This is a genomic window from Aeromonas sp. 601039 (assembly GCF_049174415.1).
GTDB classification, from domain to species: domain Bacteria; phylum Pseudomonadota; class Gammaproteobacteria; order Enterobacterales; family Aeromonadaceae; genus Aeromonas; species Aeromonas veronii_A.
In genome coordinates, this window is the sequence record NZ_JAAKTL010000001.1 from 184,547 (window position 1) to 205,271 (window position 20,725).

The 20,725-nt window shown below is 59.6% G+C and carries 16 protein-coding genes; 7 read left to right on the forward strand and 9 right to left on the reverse strand.

Going from position 1 to position 20,725, the window contains the following annotated elements; genetic code table 11:
- Window position 1: 1 nt before the first annotated feature.
- The 4 genes from G5195_RS00815 (at window position 2) to G5195_RS00830 (ending at window position 4,878) form a co-directional block, all read left to right on the forward strand.
- On the forward strand, window positions 2–1,039 hold the full coding sequence (locus G5195_RS00815) for an HlyD family secretion protein (RefSeq protein ID WP_421221454.1): 1,038 nt from the start codon (window positions 2–4) through the stop codon (window positions 1,037–1,039).
- A gap of 115 nt (window positions 1,040–1,154) precedes the next feature.
- Complete coding sequence (locus G5195_RS00820) at window positions 1,155–2,915, forward strand: DEAD/DEAH box helicase (RefSeq protein WP_421235723.1); 1,761 nt, start codon at window positions 1,155–1,157, stop codon at window positions 2,913–2,915.
- Window positions 2,916–3,047: 132 nt separating this feature from the next.
- Window positions 3,048–4,487 carry a D-alanyl-D-alanine carboxypeptidase/D-alanyl-D-alanine endopeptidase gene (gene dacB, locus G5195_RS00825; protein WP_005350510.1) on the forward strand — a complete coding sequence of 480 codons (1,440 nt, stop codon included), beginning with the start codon at window positions 3,048–3,050 and terminating at the stop codon, window positions 4,485–4,487.
- Between the two features lie 94 nt (window positions 4,488–4,581).
- The gene (locus G5195_RS00830; protein ID WP_223849348.1) at window positions 4,582–4,878 is read left to right on the forward strand and encodes a GrxA family glutaredoxin; all 297 of its coding nucleotides are present in this window, start codon (window positions 4,582–4,584) and stop codon (window positions 4,876–4,878) included.
- Between the two features lie 106 nt (window positions 4,879–4,984).
- On the opposite strand, the gene G5195_RS00835 is transcribed toward G5195_RS00830, so the two are convergent.
- On the reverse strand, window positions 4,985–5,830 hold the full coding sequence (locus tag G5195_RS00835) for an endonuclease/exonuclease/phosphatase family protein (protein WP_005337873.1): 846 nt from the start codon (window positions 5,828–5,830) through the stop codon (window positions 4,985–4,987).
- Between the two features lie 107 nt (window positions 5,831–5,937).
- On the opposite strand from G5195_RS00835, the gene G5195_RS00840 reads away from it, so the two are divergent.
- On the forward strand, window positions 5,938–6,162 hold the full coding sequence (locus tag G5195_RS00840; RefSeq protein ID WP_005344394.1) for a hypothetical protein: 225 nt from the start codon (window positions 5,938–5,940) through the stop codon (window positions 6,160–6,162).
- Here G5195_RS00840 and yciA read toward each other — a convergent pair whose 3' ends face one another.
- The 6 genes from yciA to G5195_RS00870 form a co-directional block, all read right to left on the reverse strand.
- A complete protein-coding gene (gene yciA / locus G5195_RS00845; protein WP_005337875.1) occupies window positions 6,163–6,567 on the reverse strand; it encodes an acyl-CoA thioester hydrolase YciA in 405 nt (134 codons plus the stop codon).
- 59 nt (window positions 6,568–6,626) lie between these two features.
- A complete protein-coding gene (locus G5195_RS00850; RefSeq protein WP_421235724.1) occupies window positions 6,627–7,445 on the reverse strand; it encodes an SDR family oxidoreductase in 819 nt (272 codons plus the stop codon).
- 386 nt (window positions 7,446–7,831) lie between these two features.
- Window positions 7,832–8,665, reverse strand: a complete 834-nt coding sequence (locus tag G5195_RS00855) for a hypothetical protein (RefSeq protein ID WP_227340883.1) — start codon at window positions 8,663–8,665, stop codon at window positions 7,832–7,834.
- 310 nt (window positions 8,666–8,975) lie between these two features.
- Window positions 8,976–12,551, reverse strand: coding sequence for a pyruvate:ferredoxin (flavodoxin) oxidoreductase (gene nifJ, locus G5195_RS00860; protein WP_421235725.1), 3,576 nt, complete (start codon window positions 12,549–12,551; stop codon window positions 8,976–8,978).
- Window positions 12,551–14,194, reverse strand: a complete 1,644-nt coding sequence (locus tag G5195_RS00865; RefSeq protein WP_421235726.1) for an NAD(P)-binding protein — start codon at window positions 14,192–14,194, stop codon at window positions 12,551–12,553. The genes nifJ and G5195_RS00865 overlap by 1 nt, the downstream gene beginning before the upstream one ends.
- Window positions 14,195–14,370: 176 nt before the next feature.
- Window positions 14,371–15,123 (reverse strand): substrate-binding periplasmic protein, encoded by a 753-nt coding sequence (locus G5195_RS00870; RefSeq protein ID WP_421235727.1) that lies wholly within the window; start codon window positions 15,121–15,123, stop codon window positions 14,371–14,373.
- A 77-nt stretch (window positions 15,124–15,200) separates the two neighbouring features.
- Between G5195_RS00870 and G5195_RS00875 the strand changes: the two genes are divergently transcribed.
- Entirely contained in the window at window positions 15,201–17,051 is a 1,851-nt protein-coding gene (locus G5195_RS00875) for an MOSC N-terminal beta barrel domain-containing protein (RefSeq protein WP_421235728.1), read from the forward strand.
- A 223-nt stretch (window positions 17,052–17,274) separates the two neighbouring features.
- Complete coding sequence (locus G5195_RS00880; RefSeq protein WP_421171973.1) at window positions 17,275–18,987, forward strand: methyl-accepting chemotaxis protein; 1,713 nt, start codon at window positions 17,275–17,277, stop codon at window positions 18,985–18,987.
- A gap of 77 nt (window positions 18,988–19,064) precedes the next feature.
- Here the strand turns inward: G5195_RS00880 and htpX are convergent, their stop codons facing one another.
- Window positions 19,065–19,937, reverse strand: coding sequence for a protease HtpX (gene htpX / locus G5195_RS00885; protein WP_069527876.1), 873 nt, complete (start codon window positions 19,935–19,937; stop codon window positions 19,065–19,067).
- A gap of 110 nt (window positions 19,938–20,047) precedes the next feature.
- On the reverse strand, window positions 20,048–20,725 hold the full coding sequence (gene bioD / locus G5195_RS00890) for a dethiobiotin synthase (protein ID WP_227340888.1): 678 nt from the start codon (window positions 20,723–20,725) through the stop codon (window positions 20,048–20,050).

Here is a 20,725-nt window from a genome sequence, read left to right on the forward strand (position 1 = left end):
CATGGACCTGCTACTGATCCTGACCTACACGGCGCTGTGTGTCGCCATATTCAAAATCTTCCGCATCCCGCTCAACAAGTGGACCGTCCCCACCGCAGCACTGGGTGGCGTGCTGCTCATCGGCACCCTGATCATGCTGATGAACTACAACCACCCCTACTCCGAGATGGCGCGCAACTACTACGTCTCCACCCCCATAGTGCCGCTGGTCAAGGGCCGGGTGGTTGAGGTGCCGGTACAGGCCAACCAGCCGGTGAAAAAAGGGGATGTGCTGTTTCGCATCGATGACGAGCCGTTCCGCCTGAAAGTGGAGAGCCTCACCGCACGGGTCGAATCCAACCGCGAACACCTCAAGTCCATCGAGGCGAGACTGCGCTCCGCCAGGCTGGATCGGGATCGCGCCAGCGACCTGATGCGCCGTGGCGTGGGCAAGCAGCGCGACCTCGACGTCACCCAGGCCAACGTGGACGACATCGTGGCCCAGATTGACCAGCAGAAAGCCACCCTGAACGATCTGCAGGCCCAGCTGATGGAAGCCAAGTACCAGCAGTCACAAACCGTGGTCTATGCCCCGAGCGATGGTCATGTGGTGCAATTGGCCCTACGCCCCGGCATGATCGCCACCCCCTTCATGTATCGTCCGGTGATGACCTTCATCCACAAGGATGACACCGCCTACGTCGGCTGGTTCTGGCAGAACAGCATGCAGAGACTGGCGGTGGGCGATGAGGCCGAAGTGGTGATCGATGGCGTACCCGGCAAGATCTTCAAAGGCAAGGTGACAGCCGTGGTTCCGGCCATTGCCGCCGGTAACGTGCAGGCCAACGCCGGTCTGCTGGATCAGACCACGGCGGTGCGTCCGGGTCGCCTGCCGGTGGTTATCTCCATCACCGACCCCGAATGGGCCAAGTATCAGATGATTGCCGGTGCCAGCGGGCAGGCTGCCATCTATACCCACTACTTCCACCATGTATCTGTGATGCGCAAAGTGCTGCTGCGCATGGCAAGCTGGATGAACTACATCTTCCCGTTCCATTGATCAGCACCCAAGCACCCTGCGGGCCGGCATCATGCCGGCCCGCTGTTTTTGTGACGGCAAGCACCCTATAATGGCGCCATCTTGCACCACCCCACATCGACATACCCAAGCCTGCATGTTCGTTCTCAGACCCTATCAGACCGACGCCGTCAACGCCGTGATCAGCCACTTTCGCAAACACCCGGATCCCGCCGTAGTGGTGCTGCCCACCGGGGCCGGCAAGAGTCTGGTGATCGCCGAGCTGGCCCGCAAAGCGCGCGGTCGGGTGCTGGTGCTGGCCCACGTCAAGGAGCTGGTGGAGCAGAACCACGCTAAATACGAGGCGTGGGGGCTCAAGGCCGATATTTTCGCTGCCGGCCTGGATCGCAAGGAGGCGAGCGCCCAGGTGGTGTTCGGCTCGGTGCAGTCGGTCGCCCGCAATCTGGCGGCCTTCGACGGGGCGTTTTCGCTGCTGATCATCGATGAGTGCCATCGGGTCTCGCTCGATGACGACAGCCAGTACCATCAGGTGTTAGGCCACCTCAAGGCCGCCAATCCGGCCCTCAAGATCCTCGGCCTCACCGCGACCCCCTATCGGCTCGGGCTGGGCTGGATCTACCGGCGCCACTACCACGGCATGGTCAAAAGCCACGGCGAGCGGCTGTTTGGCGACTGCGTGTTCGAGCTGCCACTGCGCTTTATGGTCAAAAACGGCTACCTGACGCCGCCGCGCATGGTGGATGCCCCCATCGTTCACTACGACTTCAGCAAGCTGGTGGCGCGGGAGAACGGCCTCTTCAGCGAGGCGGATCTCAACGGCGAGCTCAAGCGCCAGCAGCGGGTTACACCCCATATCCTGAGCCAAGTGCTGGAGTATGCCGCCGACCGGCAGGGGGTGATGATCTTCGCCGCCACCGTCGAACATGCCCGCGAAATTCACGGCCTGCTTGGCGCCAGAGGCCAGCAGGCGGCCCTTATCACCGGCGAGACACCGGGGCCGGAGCGCGATGCCCTCATCAACGCCTTCAAGGCGCGCGAGCTCAAGTTTCTGGTCAACGTGGCGGTGCTCACCACCGGCTTCGACGCCCCCCATGTCGACCTTATCGTGATGCTCAGACCTACCGAGTCGGTCTCGCTCTATCAGCAGATCGTCGGGCGGGGCCTGCGTCTCTCGCCGGGCAAGGAGGATTGTCTGGTGCTCGACTACGCCGGCAACAACTTCAACCTGTTTGCCCCCGAAGTGGGGGAGCCTCGCCCTCACGCCGGCACCGAGCCGGTGCAGGTGCCCTGCCCCGCCTGCGGCTTTGCCAACACCTTCTGGGGCAAAACCGACGAGGATGGCAAGGTTATCGAGCACTACGGTCGCCGCTGTCAGGGGCTGTTTGAAGATGACGAGGGCAACCGCGAAGAGTGTGACTACCGCTTTCGCGCCAAGATCTGCCCCGGCTGCGGTGCAGAGAACGACATCGCCGCCCGCCGCTGCCAGAGCTGCGATCAGCTGCTGGTCGACCCTGACGACAAGCTTAAAGAGGCGCTCAATCTCAAGGATTGCATGGTGATCCGCTGTGCGGGGCTAACCCTCACCGCAGGGCGCGGCAAACAGGGGGAGCGGCTGGAGGTGACCTACCACGATGAGGATGGATTGACCCTCAGTGAATACTTCGGATTTCACTCCCCGGGCGCACGGCGCTTGTTTCAACAGCACTTTGTGCGTCATCATTGGCCCGCCCCGGGGCTGGAGCCCGAATTTGCCACCCTGGCGAGCGTGCTGGCCGCGCAAAGCCAGTTCCGTCATCCGGATTTTGTCATCGCCCGCAAATCGGGTCGCTTCTGGCAGATAAAAGAGAAAATTTTTGATTATGAGGGTCGCTATCGTACCGCCAACTCGCTGGCGTGATGGCCAGTGGCGACCGGCATCAATCGTATGAATTGCTTTGCCACGGCCGATCCGGCATCGGCGGGTGAAACAAGGTTGAATTATCAGGGTCAGTGCTATCGGTCTGGCCCCTTCGTCACGTTAGAGGATGTTATGCAGCGGCTGTTGATTGGTTTTTGTGCTCTCTTTTCTTCTCTGGCGGCTCATGCCGCCCCGCTGACGCCCCCTCAGGGTGGCCAGTACGCCATCATGGTGCAGGGCAATAACGGCGTCGAGTTCGCCCGCCATGCGGATCAGATGATCGCCCCCGCCTCCACCATGAAGGTGCTCACCGCGCTGGCGGCCCGCCTCGAGCTGGGTGCCGATTTCCGCTTCGCCACTGACATTCAGGCCCAACCCGGCGCCAAACAGGGTGACACCATCAACGGCGATATCTGGATTAACTTCGTCGGCGACCCCACCCTCTCCCGCATGGATCTGCTCGCCCTGTTCAAACAGCTCGGCGTCACCAGCATCAAGGGCAATGTCTACGTCAACACCGGCGCCTACAACGGCTACGAGCGCGGCAACGGCTGGTCGTGGGGAGATCAGACCCTCTGCTTCGCCGCTCCCGTCTCCTCGGTCATCATCGACAAGAACTGCGCCTACGGCACCATCACTGCCACCCAGATTGGCAAACCTGCGGTGGGCAATGTAGCTACCGGCGTGCCCATCGGCATCGGTGCCGACAACGTGGAAGTGATGAGCTATGGCGATATGGCGCGCCAGTTCTGCGCACTGGAAGTGGACATGGCCAAGGGCAACTTCTACGAGCTCAAGGGCTGCATTACTCCGAACAAGGAGCCGCAGGGGCTGCGTTTCGCCATCCACGACGTGGAAGCCTGGGGCTGGGACAACATCCGCTGGGCGATGAACCGTGCCGGTATCAAGCATGATGGCCTGCTGCGGGTCACCCACAAGGCCCCTGAAGGAGCAGAGACCCTCGGCACCCACTACTCGGTCTCCCTGCCGGTGATGCTCGCCAAGATGCTGAAGAAATCGGACAACCTCTATGCCGATACCTTCCTCAAAACCGTGGGCCGTCACTACTACAACAAGCCGGGCAGCTATCGCAGCGGCACCATGGCAGTGCGCGCCATCCTGACCAAGAACGGGATCGATCTGGGCAACGCCACCCTGGCAGACGGCTCCGGTCTATCCGCTCACAATCTCATCAGCGCCCGTCAGATGATGTCGGTGCTGAACTTCATCCAGAAAAATGATGCCGAACTTGGCCTGATCAAGCTGCTGCCAAGCTCTCAGGTGGATGGCACCCTGGCGTGGCGCCGCAGCGTCACCGCCCCCATGATGAAGAACAAGGTCCACGCCAAGACCGGCACCATCACCGGCACCTCCAATCTGGTGGGCTTTATCGACACGGCAGGCGGCCAGCGCAAGGCGTTCGTGATGTTCCAGCGCGGCCTGTCCCAAGATCCGGCCACCCATGAGCGCTACCGTGCCAGCAAGGCGCCGTGGCCCTGGACTGTATTCGAGAAGGGGGTGCTGGAGAGCATCTATCAGCAGCAGCCGATCCAGATCGCCGATGAGAGCTGAGCCAATAGGCCCACTCGAATCACGGTATCGATAATTTCGGCTTCAAGTCGCCACGAGGCAGGGCTATGCTGTTGCCTGCCTCATATCAACGGCCATACATAAACGGCTTAAAAAACGGAGAGAAAATATGTTTGCAGTGATTTTTGGTCGCCCGGGTTGCCCCTACTGTGTCCGTGCCGTACAGATCGCCGAGCAGCTGACCGAACAGCGCGATGACTTCAAATTCCGCTACGTGGATATCCATGCCGAAGGCATCACCAAAGAAGATCTGGCCAAGAGCGCCGGCAAGCCGGTCAATACCGTGCCGCAGATCTTCCTGGACGAGCAGCACATCGGTGGCTGCACCGATTTCGAAGCCTACGCCAAAGCGAATCTGGGTCTCTACCAGTAATGCCAGCGGGTCATCCCAACCGGGTTGACCGCCAGATCGTATAAAAAAATCCGGCGCTATCAGGCGCCGGATTTTTTTATGGGCAACACGCGCACATCATCCCCGATCAGGGGGTCACCGACTGGGCGGCAAAGCGCGCAATGATGGGGTTGTGATCCGAGCTGTCGGTGGCCGGTGAACTCACCTCGACCAGATCCAGATTGCGGTAGTAGAGATGATCCAGTGGGCGACCGAAGGCGGTACGGCGCAGGTCAGGCACCGGCACGGCCTCTTGCAGACCCAGCTCGTCCACCAATTTATTCAGCCAGAACTGGCGCTTGTCGCTCCAGGTATTGAAATCACCGGCCAGGATCACCGGCCCCTGATGGCGGCGCACCAAGGCAGTCAAATCGTTGAGCTGCTCGCGGAAGGTAGCCATCCCCAGCTCGAAATTGACCGCATGGATATTGATGACCATAACGCCGTCAGGATCGCCCTGCAGCGGATAGAGGCTCACCAGCCCGGATTTGGGGATGCGCAGCAAAGGCTCGGGGGAGCGCACGCCACAGACGAACGCCTGCGGGGTCTTGGCCACCGTCATTACCCCGAACGACACGCCGCCCTGGGTGAAGGCTTGCAGCTGTTGCCACTGGAAATCACCGGCGCGCAGCCAGTCGAGCATATCGGGACGGGTGGCCGACTCTTGCAGCAGCACCAGATCCTGCCCCTTGGCATAACTGTCCATCCCTTCGCGCCAGTTTTTGCGCTGGCCCTTGTAGAGATTCCACACCGTCACCCCGAATTCACGGGGCAGCGCCGTGGTCGCCAACGCTACCAGCGGCGGACGCTGGCAGTCGAGTCCCGGCACAATCCCTTGAGCAGTGACCAGATGGTTCTGATCCGGCACCTCAAAACAGCCTACCAACCCCAGGGTCAGCAGGGAGGTGCCAAGAATGCGATAACTATTTTTCATTGGCTAACAACCGCCCGCCTTTGCTTTTTGTTGCGACCATCACAAACGTCATCCACGCCGACTAAGCTGATAGTCCCTGTTCCACCCAAACAGAAGGACCTTGTCTCATGGCGAAAGAACTTCGGTACAACGTGACGTTTTATGATCAACAAGGAAATTGTCATCAAGTGGAGCTGTCCACCGTCTATCAGATAAGACGAGACCCTCAATGCGATCTCTGCCTGTTCGACACCCTGCAATATGTGGGCTCGGAAGAGATGCTGGAACGCATGATACGGCAAAAAACCGGGCTTGAGCAGGAAATATCCATCATCAATGCCCGGCTGATTTAATCAGGCACTCACCGGAACCGGGCGGGATTTGCCCTGTTCGTCGATGGCGACATAGGTGAAGATCCCCTCGGTCACACAGTAACGCTGGGCATCGTTCTCCCGCAGTACCGGCTTGACCCACACCTCCAGCTTGAGCTTCATGGAGCTGCGGCCGATCTTCATGCAGCGGCCGTAGCAGCAGACCACATCGCCCACCTTGACCGGACTGTGAAAGGTCATGCCTTCGACGGATACGGTACAAATACGTCCTTTTGCCAGCTCCTTGGCCATAATGCCCCCACCTATATCCATCTGGGACATGATCCAGCCACCAAAGATGTCGCCATTGGGGTTGGTATCGGCTGGCATTGCCAGGGTTCTCAGCAACAACTCCCCATCGGGGTGACGTTTTGTATCTACCATCATTACCGCCTCTCTCTCATGGATGGCGGCATGATAGGGGGCGATCACCCCCTTGGCAAACCTCAATTGCCCGAGGCGGCGAGCTCGGCAAACCAGTGGGCCGGATCGGGCCAGCGATAGTTGAATCCCATCTGCTGGCAAATCAGCTGACCGTCGATGGGCTGAAATTCACCGGCAGGCTCGATAAAGACCGGCGCGGGCAGCCCCTGCTGGCGCGCCGCAAAGGGGTAAAACTGCTCGCGACGCGGATGCACGGGCGCGCTCAGGTTGAAAACATCCCCGTCCTTGCCCCGCTCAAGCAGCAAGATGCAGGCCGCCACCACATCGTCCAGATGGACCAGATTGACCGACTGGGCGCCGCCATCCAAGGTCTTGCCCGCGAGGAAACGGCCGGGATGGCGATCCGGGCCATAAAGGCCGGAGGGACGCACTATCATCACCGACTCGAAACCGGCCGTCAGCACCGCCTGCTCCGCCGCCAGCATCCGCTCACCACGGGCATGGCGCGGTTGGGGTTGTTCACCCTCCTGCTGCCCCGCCCCCCATACCGAGGTGGCGCTGACAAACAGCACCCGCCGGGTGCCACTCGCGTTGGCCAATGCGCAGGCCTTTGCTACCGCCTGCGGATAGTCATCGGTCTTGCTGGGCGGTACGCAGATAACCAGCGATTCGCAGGGGATGGGCCATGCATCCGACATATGGGCAGAAATCGTCAGCGGATAGGCAGCGATCCCCTCCCCCTGCAGACGGGCCGCCTTCTCGGCGCTGCTGACCGTGACCGCCACCTGCTTGCCTGCCGCCAGCAGAGCCCGCACCAGCGGCAGCCCGAGCCACCCCGCCCCCAGAATACTGATCGTCCCGGCGATATGTTGTTCTGTCATCGTCCCTTCTCCTGTTTGACGCTATTTGCCCCGCAGCTTACCTGCCTTGGAATAAAAAGAAAGCTTTGGCCTGCAGATAGACAAATGCCGCCAATAGCTGCGGCATATCGTTTCTATTAGTGAGTGATGTCGTAAGTCATATCGGGCGTCATATTTTTTCCAACTCTCTTTTCCTCGATCACTCAACCTTCTTTCCCTGTGCCATTGATGCGAATTAAAAACTGAATATGTAACTTCTCAGTTATCTCGAGAGGGTAGAACCTGTTGCTAGGGTAAACATAACTCCCGGCTAAAGGACTTATAACGCAATAACACAACTACCGCAGCATCTTGGAACTAGAAGAGCCAAACGTTGATAGTTATTCTTGAAGCATTTGTTATATACATTATGACAAACCGTTTTTAATTAAATTAAACACTCTATCAAACAACCCATACATTTTGCTGTCAATCCCTTCCTTGTTAAGTATATTTTGCTCAGATTCAATTTTTTTAAGCTTGAGACCATTTATAGGCGTTAAAACAAACATGCCAGTCAGTTTGTTTTCATTAGAATAAGCCATTATGGCATTTCCTGAGTAAGCTCGAATAAGCACTCGACCTAATTCATCCGAAAAATATTCTTTTTGGTTTGATGCTGAAACATTACCAGCAGCATGCGCAGCGACAGCTAGGTAAAAACATATTAATACAACACGCCCAATCGATGCCTCACCAAATACTTTATATCTCTGAGTTAAACCACCATAACCCCTCGACCACTCAATAACTTTACTTTGAGCATCACTATACGAACCATAATTTTTTATTTCAAAAAATGGCATTATTATCTGAAACCACATATTCATAAAAGGGATAGTCAGAAAGAAAACCTTCTTATACCACTCTGCATCAATAAAAAGACACAATATCACCGCAGGAATAAAAATAACCCCATATGAGTCAAAAATTTTAGCTATTGGTTTATCCGCATACTTATCATTAATAACCGTAGTAACCAGATCTAAAACTTGATAAACCAATCCCGTCAGACCTAGAATAGACAAACATGCTAAAATTATTGACTTAACCTCAACCTGTAGTAACCCTTCTGGAACTTCAAAATATGAGAGATAGCTTCTCTCAAAAATATATGCCACCAAATAGGACATTGCAGTTATAACTAGTCCTGCTATAGCTTCATTACTAAAAATGATATTAGTACTACGTTGTTCTTTCAATTTAAAACCTCAATTATCTACAGAACACATATTGCTTCGTATATCGTGCCCAGTTCTGTCAGACAGTTCAATAAAAATGACATGTCTTTTCAATATTTTACTGTCGACATCTTCAAGATAGCCCTACCCTTACTATCGAATAAATGGAAGCTCTCCCTTTATAGACAATCTATTGTATCACTCCCACCCAATTTTTATAAATTTACAACATTGTAGGTGGTGCATATATTCGTAAGCCAAGAACCCTTTGCTATCAATATAAAAATAGCGGGCCAATGGCCCGCTTGGTTATATTTCACTCACACAATCCTCACACCGGCGGATGAAAATGGCTGGCCTCACGGGTGGCCATCTCCTCGTAGGTGGCCCACTTCTGCCACGCCACTTTTTGCGCCACCTGCATCAGCCGCTGCGCCTCCTCCGGGTGGCTCTGGGCCAGCACCCGATAACGGGTCTCCTCCTGCCGGTATTCAGCGAGGGGGATGGAGGGGCGCAGGCTGTCGAGACTAAAGGGGTTCTGCCCCGATCTGCGCAGTACCGGGTTGTAGCGCATCAGCGGCCAGTGGCCAGAGGCCACGGCGCGTTTTTGCTGAGTTAGACCAAACTCCATATCGATGCCATGAGCGATGCAGTGGCTGTAGGCGATGATCAGCGACGGGCCCGGATAGGCTTCGGCCTCACGCAAGGCCTGCAGCGCCTGCTGCGGATTGGCACCAAAGGCGATGCGGGCAACATAGACGTTGCCATAGGAGATGGCCTGCAACGCCACATCCTTCTTGGCCAGCGTCTTGCCCCCCGCCGCGAACTTGGCGACGGCGCCGAGCGGGGTCGATTTCGACATCTGGCCGCCGGTGTTGGAGTAGACCTCGGTATCCATCACCAGCACGTTCACATCGCGGCCGGAGGCGAGCACATGATCGAGCCCCGATGAGCCGATGTCATAGGCCCAGCCATCGCCGCCGATGATCCAGACCGAACGGCGTACCAGCTGATCGATGAGTGACAGCAGCTCGCGGGCCTTGCCGGATTTCACCTCTTCCAGCCGCTCCCGCACTTGCGCCACCCGGGTGCGCTGGGCGCGGATCTCCGACTCCAGCCGCTGCGGGGCGTTGATAAGCGACTCGACCAATGCCTCACCCAACACCCCCTTCATCGCTTCGAGGGCCGCCACCGCCTGACCGTGATGCTGATCGGCGGTGAGACGAAAACCAAAGCCAAACTCGGCGTTGTCCTCAAACAGGGAGTTGGACCAGGCCGGCCCCTTCCCTTCGCCGTTCTTGGCCCACGGCGTGGTCGGCAGGTTGCCGCCGTAGATGGAGGAGCAACCGGTGGCGTTGGCCACCAGCATGCGGTCGCCAAACAGCTGGGTCAGCAGCTTGAGGTACGGGGTCTCGCCACAACCGGCGCAGGCGCCAGAGAACTCGAACAGGGGTTCGAGGAACTGGGTGCCGCGCACCGTGGAGAAATCCACCCGCTCGCGGGCAGGCCAGGGCAGGCTCTCGAACCAGCGCAGCGCCTGTTTCTGACCAGCCAGATGGGGGGCCTTGTCCATCATGGTGATGGCACGTTCGCCCTCGTGTTCCTCATCAGCCCCGGCCCGCACCGGACAGGCCTGCACGCACTGGCCGCAGCCGGTGCAATCTTCCGGGTAGAGCTGCAGGGTGTAGCGGCTGTCGGGGAAACCCTTGGCGGTGACGGGCACCGACTGCGCCGCCTCGGGGGCGGTCGCCAGCCAGTCCTGATGGTAGAACTTGGCCCGCAGCGCCGCGTGGGGGCAGACAAAGACGCAGTTGCCGCACTGGATACAGATATCCGAATGCCAGATCGGGATCTCGCGGGCGATATCCCGCTTCTCGAAGCGGCTGGTGGCAGTGGGGTAAGTGCCATCCACCGGCAGCATGGAGACCGGAATAAGATCGCCACGCCCCGCCAGCATCTCGCCGGTGACCCGCTGGACAAACTCGCTGCCACCCGGTGCCAGTGGCAGCGGATAGTCGCTGATCTGCTCCTCACCGGCCGGGATGGCCACCTGATGGAGATGGGCCAGGGTGTCGTCCACCGCCGCGAAGTTGCGCTCGACCACTTCGGGCCCCTTGCGGGCATAGCTCTTCTCGATGCTCTCCTTGATCAGCGCAATCGCCTCATCCCGCGGCAAAATACCAGCCAGCGCGAAGAAGCAGGTCTGCATGATGGTGTTGATGCGATTGCCCATGCCGTTTTGCTCGGCCACCCGATCGCCGTCGATGCAGTAGAGCTGGATATTGAGGGCACGGATACGGGCGCGTAGCCGCTCGGGTAGCTCTGCCCAGACACGGTCAGCCTCATAGGGCGCATTGAGCAGCAGGGTCGCCCCTTCGGCGGCGTGCTCCAGCAGATCGACCGATTCGACAAAGCCCCACTGGTGGCAGCCGATAAAGCTCGCCTGCTCGATAAGCCAGGGGGCATCGATGGGCTCGGGGCCAAAGCGCAGGTGGGAGACGGTGCGCGAGCCCGACTTCTTGGAGTCGTAGACGAAGTAGCCCTGAGCGTGGAAGCCCTCCAGCTCGCCGATGATCTTGATGCTGTTCTTGTTGGCGCCGACTGTGCCGTCGGCACCGAGGCCGAAGAAGAGCGCCCGTACCCGACTGGCGGGCTCCAGATCGCCGATGGGGTGCCATGCCAGACTGAGGCCCGACACATCATCGACGATCCCCACGGTAAAGCGCGGGCGCGGCGCATCGGATGCCAGCTCCTCGAATACCGCCGCGCACATGGCGGGGGTGAACTCTTTGGAAGAGAGACCATAGCGACCGCCACTGAGCCACGGCAGCCGCTTGATAAGGCCGCGCTGCAAGCCATCGATCAGCGCGCTCTGCACATCCAGCAGCAGCGGCTCGCCACCCGCCCCCGGCTCCTTGGTGCGATCCAGCACTGCGATGCGGCGAACGCTCGCGGGCAGCGCATCGAGCAGCGCCTGTACCGGGAAGGGGCGATAGAGGCGCACAACCAAGACCCCGGTCTTGCGATCCTGTTGGTTGAGCCAATCCACTGTGGTGCGGGCGGTAGCCGCCCCCGAGCCCATCAGCACGATGACGTCGGTGGCATCGGGCGCGCCGTGGTACTCAACCAACCGGTAGTGGCGGCCGGTCAGCTCGCCGAGGCTGTCCATGCACTGCTGCACCCGCGCCGGTACCGCTTCGTAGAAGGGGTTGACGCTCTCGCGGGACTGGAAATAGGTATCCGGGTTCTGGGCGGTGCCGCGCATCACCGGATGATCCGGGTTGAGCGCCCGCGCACGGTGGGCGCGCACCCAGTCGTTGTCGATAAGGGCGCGAATTTCATCCCGATGCAGGGCGGTGATCTTGTTCACCTCGTGGGAGGTACGGAACCCGTCGAAGAAGTGGATAAAGGGCACCCGGCACTGCAGGGTGACACTATGGGCGACCAAGGCCAGGTCCTGCGCCTCCTGCACCGAGCCGGAGGCAAGCATGGCAAAGCCGGTGCTGCGCGCCGCCATCACGTCCTGATGGTCGCCAAAAATCGACAGTCCCTGCGCCGCCAGCGAGCGGGCCGCCACATGGAACACCGCCGCGGTCAATTCACCGGCGATCTTGTACATGTTGGGCAGCATCAACATCAGCCCCTGACTGGCGGTGAAGGTGGTGGCGAGCGCCCCCGCCTGCAGGGCGCCGTGTACCGTGCCGGCCGCCCCCCCTTCGCTCTGCATCTCCACCACTGTGGGGATGTTGCCCCACAGGTTGGTCTGCCCCTCCGCCGCCCAGGCGTCGGCCAGTTCGGCCATGGTCGAGCTCGGGGTAATGGGGTAGATGGCACACACTTCACTCAGCTGGTAGGCCACCCGAGCCGCGGCTTCGTTGCCGTCGACCATGATCAGTTCATGTTTCATTAGGACTCCTCCGGTTGGCGCAGCTCGATGGCGTGACAAGGGCACTGGTCGTGGCAGGCACCGCAGCCGGTGCAGCGCTCGGCATCCACCTGATAGCCTTTGCCCGGCCCCAGCTTGGCGATGGCCTGCTCGGGGCAACTGCCATAGCAGCCGTCGCACTCGAAGCAGTTGCCGCAGGAGTAGCAGCGCGCCGCCTCGTAGCGGGCGGCCACCTCATCCAGCCCGCCGATGATCTCGCCAAAATCATCCCGCGCCCACGCCGGTTTGACCGGCTGACTGCTGGCTGGGGCGTGGGTTTGGAACCAGAGCTGCAACTGCTCCGGCCCCACCAGCGGGTAGGAGAGTGGTTTGTGGTAGTGGCGACCGCGCAGCCAGGCATCCATATGGCGCGCCGCCTTCTTGCCGTGGCCGGTGGCGATGGTGACGGTGCGCTCGGAGGGCACCATGTCACCGCCCGCAAACAGACCCGGCACATCCGTCATCAGGTTGCCCGCCACCTGTACGACCCCCTCCTTGTTGACCCGCACGCCGGGAATACTCTCCAGCACGCTCAAGTCCACCTCTTGGCCCAGCGCCAGAATAAGGGAGTCCGCTTCGAGGGTTTCAAACTTGCCGGTGGGCACCGGCTTGCCCTCGGCATCCAGCGCCATCACCTCCACTTCGATATTGGTGCTATCGAGCTGGCGGATGCTGCGCAGCCAGTTGATCTTGATCCCCTCCTCCTCGGCCTCGTCGGCTTCAAAGGCGTGGGCCGGCATATGGTCCCGGTCGCGGCGGTAGATGATCATTGCCTCTTCAACGCCCAAACGGCGGGCGGTACGGGCCGCATCCATAGCGGTATTGCCACCCCCATAAATCGCTACCCGCCGTCCCAGTTTGGGGGGCGGCAAGCCCTGCTCTTCGGCCAGACTGGCCTGCTCTAGGAAACTCACCGCATCGAGGATCTTGCCCGCTTCCCGGGCCGGAATATCGACCCGCTTGGCCAGATGGGCGCCGATGGCCATAAAGACGGCGTCAAAGCCCCCCTCGTCGCGCTCGCGCAGCACATCCTCCACCTTGTGGTTGAGGGTCAGCGTCACTCCGGCCGCCACGATACGGGCTACCTCCCGATCCAGCACATCGCGGGGCAAACGGTAGGCGGGAATACCGAAACGCAGCATGCCGCCAGCAAGCGGCCCCGCTTCGCGGATCTCCACCTGATGGCCGAGCCGGTTGAGGTGCCAGGCGCAGGAGAGACCGGAGGGGCCAGCGCCAATTACCAGCACCTTCTTGCCGCTGGCAGGGGCAGGTGGCGCAGGCTGCCAGCCACGGGCCAGCGCCTCGTCGCCGAGGAAACGCTCGATGGCATGGATGGAGACGGATTCATCCACCTGCCCGCGATTGCAGGCGCTCTCGCAGGGGTGATAACAGACCCGGCCATGAATGGCGGGCAAAGGGTTCTCTTCGATCAGGGTCTGCCAGGCCGCCTCAAAACGGCCGGCCTGCGCCAAAGAGAGCCAGGCCTGGATATTTTCTCCGGCCGGGCAGGCGTGATTGCAGGGTGGCAGGGCCGGCCGCCAGACGGGTAGCCGGGTACGCACCGGGCCTGTTCCCGTTTTCAGGGAAAGATCCGGCAATGGGGTCATGTCCAGTTGTTTGCTCATACATTGCTTTCTTCTTTTTGTGTGACAGGCCCCACCCGATGGCGCTTGATACCGTGTAGCCGAGGCGGACGGTGGCCGGATGGGGAAGAAGCGAAAGCGTTAGAAACTGGGAACTGAGTCGATAATGGCCGCTTTTTTGTACTGATTAGCGAATCAGGATCAAAAAATGTTGCACTTTATGGTTCATAGAGACCAGAACGTGACTCAAGTAACATCTTCTCCAGCTGACCGCTGGCTTTCAGTTTGGCGAGCCCCCGATTGAAGGTTTTGATCAGCTCTTCAGCGTTGGCGCGCTTGCGGCTGATCAACAGATGACCTTCAACTTTCATCACGGGTTTTGAATGGGTTGCAAAGAGATCGACCGTGCTGGCCGGGTAGAACTGACGCAGGGAGTAGTAGCCGACATCTATGTTCTCTAGGGTCAGGTCGGCGCGGCCGGAGAGCAGCAGATCAAAGCTCTGGCGCAGCCGGGTGACGAACTGCACCTGCAGCGGCACCTGCGCGATGGCTGCAAAAAAATCTGCATTGTAGGTATAGCCACTGACCGCAGCCAGCTTGCGATCCGCCAGATCCTGATAGCCACGCCATTCCAGCGGATCGGACTTGAGATAGAACCAGACGTAGGTCTCGCTCAGGATGGGATCGCTGTAGAGATGGGTTTTGCGCCGCTCGCTCGACTCATACCAGTGGACTGTGCCATCCACTACGCCCTCCTCCGACAAGCGAAAGGCCCGTTTCCAGGGCAGAAACTGGAACTTGACGCTCACCCCCTCACTCTTGAATGCCTCGCTCACCACATGAGGGATTAGCCCCTGATATTTCAGCGTCTCGGAGCAGTAAGGGGGATACTCTCCCGTGGTCAGGGTCAGCTCCTGCGCCCAGAGCCCTTGGCAAAAAAGGCTCCCCGCCAGCAACCAGCTTATTTTCATCCCGATGCCCTCTTGTTCTGTTTTCCCAACTATAGACCGCCCCCTTGAAAGGATTGCCGGATCGCCGGGGAACCGTTATGTTCCCCTTTTTCCAGGCGATCTCGCCGCGCCACAAGGATATGAAGATGCCCAGGCTAGACAGCATTCACCTCTACCCCATCAAATCGACTGCAGGTATGCCGCTGGCTCGCGCCCGGGTGACCGAAGAGGGACTGGCAGGGGATCGCCGCTACATGGTGGTCAAACCGGACGGCACCTTTATCACCGCCCGAACCCATCCCCAACTGCAACAGATCGTGGCCACCCCCATCGAAGGGGGCTTGCAACTGCGCTATCCGGGCTTTGAACCGCTCACCCTGCAAGAGGTCGACTTCAGCCGCGCCCCGCAAGCTACCGGAGTCTGGAGCGACCGCTTCACCGCCCTGTACACCGACCCCAAAGCCGATGGATGGCTGAGCCGGGTGGCAGGGGAAACGGTGCAACTGCTCTGGCTGGGTGAAACCTCTGATCGCTTTCGTGAAAAGACCGGCACCCGGGTCAGCTTTGCCGACGGTTATCCGCTGCTGCTGATAAGCCAGGCTTCCCTTGAGGATCTCAATCTGCGCTCCGATGCCCTGCACCAGATGAGCCAGTTCCGCACCAATCTGGTGGCAAGCAACACCCAGCCCTTCGAGGAGGACAGTTGGGTGCGTATCCGCATCGGCGAGGTGGAATTCAAGGTGGTCAAGCCCTGCAGCCGCTGCATCATGACCACGGTGGAAGCGGGCACCGATCGTTTCAACGCCCTGAAAGAACCGCTGGCCACCCTCACCCGCTACCGCCGTGGCGAGGATGGCGAGGTCTACTTCGGCCAGAATCTGGTGGCGCTGAACGAAGGCTGGATTGAGGCAGGCAGCGAGATCGAGGTGCTGGAGCGCACCCGTCCGGTGGTCTATCCCGCCGCCGCGCCGAAGAAGCGCGAGCTGATTTGCGTGGCCCGCGAACCGCTGGCGCGGGATCTGGAGACCTTCTGGTTCGAAGCCGCCGATGGCGAGCCCCTGCCCGACTACCTGCCGGGCCAGCATCTGCCCATCAGTCTCGATATCAAAAATGAACGGATCCAGCGGCGCTATACCCTGAGCTCCACACCGGATCACCCGGAGCGTTACAGCATCAGCGTCAAGAAGGTGGAGGGTGGCCGCATCTCCCACTGGCTGCACCAGCAGTTGCAGGTGGGTGATCGGCTGCTGGCCGCCAACCCCGCTGGCGAGTTTCACTTAGGGTCCGAGCGCAACCTCCTGTTGCTCTCCGCAGGCTCCGGCGTCACCCCCATGCTGGCGATAGCCCGCACACTGGCGCTACGCGGGGAGCTGGAAGAGGTTCACTTTATGCACCTGTGCCGCAGCGAAGCGGACATTCCCGCCGCCAGCGAACTGCATGCCATGGCACAGCAGGGGATGACCCTCACCATTATCCTGAGCCAGCCGGACAATCACTGGCAGGGGCTGCAAGGGCGACTCAATGATGAGCATCTGCAACTGGTCAAAGGGTTGGCCGAAAAAGAGGTCTTTATCTGCGGCCCCCACGGTTTTATGGCCGACGCGGCGTCGAAAGTTGCGGCCCTCGGCGTTCCGGCCGCACGGATCAAACAGGAGAGTTTTGGCGGCGCCATTCTCTCGGTGGCCCGCCCCCATCAGGCGGTACAACTGCGTATCGGCGCCCAAGCCTTTACCGGCAACAATCAGGGCACTGTGCTGGATCAGGCCAACAAGCAAGGCGTAGAGCTGCCCTGGAGCTGCCGCGCCGGGATCTGCGGCAGTTGCAAACAGACGCTGATCTCGGGCGAGGTGGATCACCCCGACGCCCCCGCCATCAGTGCCGCCGAGCGGGCAGAGGGCAAAATCCTCACCTGCTGCGCCGTACCGCTCACAGACATCGTCATCAAATAAGGTGATCGAGCCACGAAAAGGCTGGCTGGGCCCCGATCCTGGCCGACCTTTTCCCCCTGTCGACCCGCGGTTCCTCCATTCTCGTCTCTTTATCGCCCCGCCTGCGCAACCATGCCGACGATGACTTCTATACTCACAGCAATAACAACAAAACCCCTCCGACGTAGCGGCCTTTGCCGTCTGACCAAGGGGGTTACCCGGTGAGAATAAGGACGCTCAAACCATGGAACAGAACAAACCCGCCTTTCAACTCAACCTCTTGCTCTCCGTCATCACCCTGATCCTGCTGTCACTGGTGTTTTTCGCCTACAGCTGGGCGGGTAAACAACTGGAAGAGAGTTATCGACAACAATATCTCTCCTACCTGCTGGCCGACGAGCTGCGCCAATCCTCCGATGACCTGACCCGACTCGGTCGCACCTACGTCATCACCAAGGATCCAGCCTACGAGCAGCAGTACATGCGGATCCTGGCCATTCGCAACGGCGAACAGCCGAGACCGGATGGCTACAACCGTATCTATTGGGATTTTGTCGCGGCCAACGGCCAGAATCCTCGCCCCGACAGCAATGTTCGCCGCGGCCTGATCGATCTGATGAAGGATGCCGGTTTCACCGATGCTGAACTCGCCAAGCTCAACGAGGCCAAGAACAACTCGGATGCACTGGTCAACACCGAGGTGGCTGCCTTCAAACTGGTGCAGCAGACGGACGGTGATCTGGCCGCCAACCAGCAGAAGGCCATCGCCATGATGCATGACAAGGCCTATCACCAGAACAAGGGTCGCATCATGTCACCCATCGACGATTTCTACGTGATGATGGAGGGGCGCAACCAGGAGGCGGTCGAGAGTGCCACCACCAATACCGACATGCTGCGCTATCTCTTTATCGCCCTCGGTCTGGTATTGATGTTCTTCCTCTGGCGCACATATCGCTCCCTGCTCGATCTGGTGGGCACCTCGGTCGAACAGCTCAAGACCGATCTCCATCTGCTGGCGGAAGGGGATTTCTCCCGCCCCATCAAGGTGCCCCAAGGCTCGAAAGAGAGTCTGATCGGCCTGCTTGGCACCACACAGAGCACCCTCAAGGGGATCATCGGCAAGGTATCCCACTCCACCGAGGAGTTGTCCAATTCGGCCGACAGCATCGCCCAGATAGCGGAGCAGACCGCCCAGTTCGCCACCGATCAGCAAACCAGTACCCAGACCATGGCCGCCGCCATCGAAGAGCTGGTGGTGAGCATCAGCCACCTCTCCGACAATGCCAGCCATGCAGACGAGCTCAGCAAGGTCTCAGCCGACACGCTGGAGGAGGGCTCCGGGGTCATCAAGGAGACGCTTGGCAGCATCGAGAATATCTCCACCACTGTGGGGGATGCAGCCAGCACCATCGCAGAACTCAACAGCCATACCCAGCAGATCTCGGAGATCATCGGCGTGATCCGCGGCATCGCCGATCAGACCAACCTGCTGGCCCTCAACGCGGCTATCGAGGCGGCGCGGGCCGGTGAGCAGGGACGTGGCTTTGCGGTGGTTGCCGACGAAGTACGCAATCTGGCCAGCCGCTCGGCGGCCTCGACCCAGCAGATCACCGGGATGATCAGCAAGATCCAGAGCGGGGCGGATGCCTCTATCCGCAGCATGGAGAACACGGTCAACAACGTCTCCCGCGGGGTCACACTGGCCAACCAGACCGGGCAGGCAATCGCCAGCATCCAGAGCCACGCCTCCAATCTCACCGGTCTGATGGGAGAGATCAGCCACACCCTGCGCGAGCAGTCCACCGCCGCCAACGAGGTGGTCTCTACCGTCGGCAACATCACCTCCCTCTCGGAACAATCGGGGGACGCAGCCCGCCACGTGTCCCAAGAGGCAGCCAAGCTCAAGCAGCTGTCACGGGTGCTGCGCCAGGAGATGGGGCACTTCAAGCTTTAAAGAAGGCTGCAAAACAAAACGGCTGCCCCAAGGCAGCCGTTTTTTATTCGGGGTTATCCCCTGTCATTCAGTATCTATCAACCACGCAGGGCGGCGATACGCTGCTCGATGGGCGGGTGGCTCATGAACAGTTCGCTCATGGAGCGCTTGCCGTTGATGCCAAAGGCCATCATGGAGCCTTCCAGCTGCGGCTCGGCACCGCGGGAGAGGCGCTCAAGGGCGGCAATCATCTTGTCGCGACCGGCCAGCTTGGCGGCACCGGCATCGGCACGGAACTCGCGCTGACGGCTGAACCACATGACGATGATGGAGGCCAGAATGCCGAACAACATCTCCAGCACAAACACGGTGATCATGTAGGCAAAACCACCGGTGCTGCTGCTCTCTTCCTCGTTGTTGGAACTGAAGAAGTTGCTGATGACGCCAGCCACGATGCGGGCGAAGAACATCACGAAGGTGTTCACCACCCCCTGGATCAGGGTCAGGGTCACCATGTCGCCGTTGGCAACGTGGCTCACCTCGTGGGCCAGTACCGCTTCCGCCTCGTCACGGCTCATGCTGTAGAGCAGGCCGGAGGAGACCGCCACCAGCGAATCATCTCGGCGGGCGCCGGTCGCAAAGGCGTTCATCTCGGGAGAGTCGTAGATCCCCACTTCCGGCATCTTGATACCCGCTTCGCGGGCCTGACGGGCAACAGTGCTCACCAGCCAGTGCTCGGTCTCGTTACGAGGTTGCTCGATGACCTGGACGCCATAGCTGCGCTTGGCCATCCACTTGGACATCAGCAAGGAGATAAAGGAACCCCCAAAACCGAACACGGCACAGAACATCAACAGCCCGGAAATGCTGGACTTGTTGATCCCCAGAACCGAGAACAGGATATTGAGTACCACCCCCAGCACCAGCATGACGGCCAGGTTGGTCACCAGGAATAGCATAATTCGCTTCATATAGACTCCTTGTGAGAATTAAAGACACGGAGATAGATCACTCGACCTCCCTATCTCCATGTTATGGATGAATTTTAGGGAGACTCGATGAATGTTCGCTGAATGTGACGTCACAAGAGCGGAGAGATATCAAGCCGCCCCTGCAAATCAGCCTCAAATGGATTGTTTATAAAGGGGATTTCCCCCAGAAACGGGGCCGGTAACATCCCCCTCAGGGTGTCCAGATTTTCCTGATAGTGGCTCATGGCACTGTGAAGGCGATTAATAACCCATCCCGCCACTGGCAACCGATCGTTGCGAATGGCAGCAAAGGTGAGCAGTGCATGGTTGAGACAGCCCAGTTTGGCCCCCACCACCAAAATCACCGGCATGTTCTCCTGCTTCACCCAATCCGACAGCAGATGCTTGCGATCCAGCGGCAGATACCAGCCCCCCGCCCCTTCCACTACTGCAAGCTCGGCCCCTGCCTGTTCAATCTTGCGCAGCCCCTCGCTCAGCCCCTGCATGGTAATGGGCTGGCGCGCCTCGCTGGCAGCGATATGGGGCGCAATCGGCGGCTCATAGGCAAAGGGATTGACCACCTCATAAGGCAGCTGAACACTCGCCGCCTCCTGCAACAGAACAGCGTCGAGGTTGCGCAATCCATCGGGTGTTCGGGCACACCCTGCCGAGATAGGCTTGTAGCCGGCACAGCGGATCCCCTGTGCGCTGAATTCGCGCAGCAGAGTGCGTGCCACCAGCGTCTTGCCCGCATCGGTATCTGTGCCGGTGATAAAGAATGATTTCAT

Coding starts and splice junctions, on each gene's coding strand:
- G5195_RS00880 (WP_421171973.1), top strand. CDS start 17,275: ATGGAACAGAACAAACCCGCCTTTCAACTCAACCTCTTGCTCTCCGTC.
- G5195_RS00835 (WP_005337873.1), bottom strand. CDS start 5,830: ATGAAAAATAGTTATCGCATTCTTGGCACCTCCCTGCTGACCCTGGGG.
- G5195_RS00840 (WP_005344394.1), top strand. CDS start 5,938: ATGGCGAAAGAACTTCGGTACAACGTGACGTTTTATGATCAACAAGGA.
- G5195_RS00815 (WP_421221454.1), top strand. CDS start 2: ATGGACCTGCTACTGATCCTGACCTACACGGCGCTGTGTGTCGCCATA.
- G5195_RS00865 (WP_421235726.1), bottom strand. CDS start 14,194: ATGAGCAAACAACTGGACATGACCCCATTGCCGGATCTTTCCCTGAAA.
- htpX (WP_069527876.1), bottom strand. CDS start 19,937: ATGAAGCGAATTATGCTATTCCTGGTGACCAACCTGGCCGTCATGCTG.
- bioD (WP_227340888.1), bottom strand. CDS start 20,725: ATGAAATCATTCTTTATCACCGGCACAGATACCGATGCGGGCAAGACG.
- yciA (WP_005337875.1), bottom strand. CDS start 6,567: ATGATGGTAGATACAAAACGTCACCCCGATGGGGAGTTGTTGCTGAGA.
- nifJ (WP_421235725.1), bottom strand. CDS start 12,551: ATGAAACATGAACTGATCATGGTCGACGGCAACGAAGCCGCGGCTCGG.
- G5195_RS00850 (WP_421235724.1), bottom strand. CDS start 7,445: ATGACAGAACAACATATCGCCGGGACGATCAGTATTCTGGGGGCGGGG.
- G5195_RS00820 (WP_421235723.1), top strand. CDS start 1,155: ATGTTCGTTCTCAGACCCTATCAGACCGACGCCGTCAACGCCGTGATC.
- G5195_RS00875 (WP_421235728.1), top strand. CDS start 15,201: ATGTTCCCCTTTTTCCAGGCGATCTCGCCGCGCCACAAGGATATGAAG.
- G5195_RS00870 (WP_421235727.1), bottom strand. CDS start 15,123: ATGAAAATAAGCTGGTTGCTGGCGGGGAGCCTTTTTTGCCAAGGGCTC.
- dacB (WP_005350510.1), top strand. CDS start 3,048: ATGCAGCGGCTGTTGATTGGTTTTTGTGCTCTCTTTTCTTCTCTGGCG.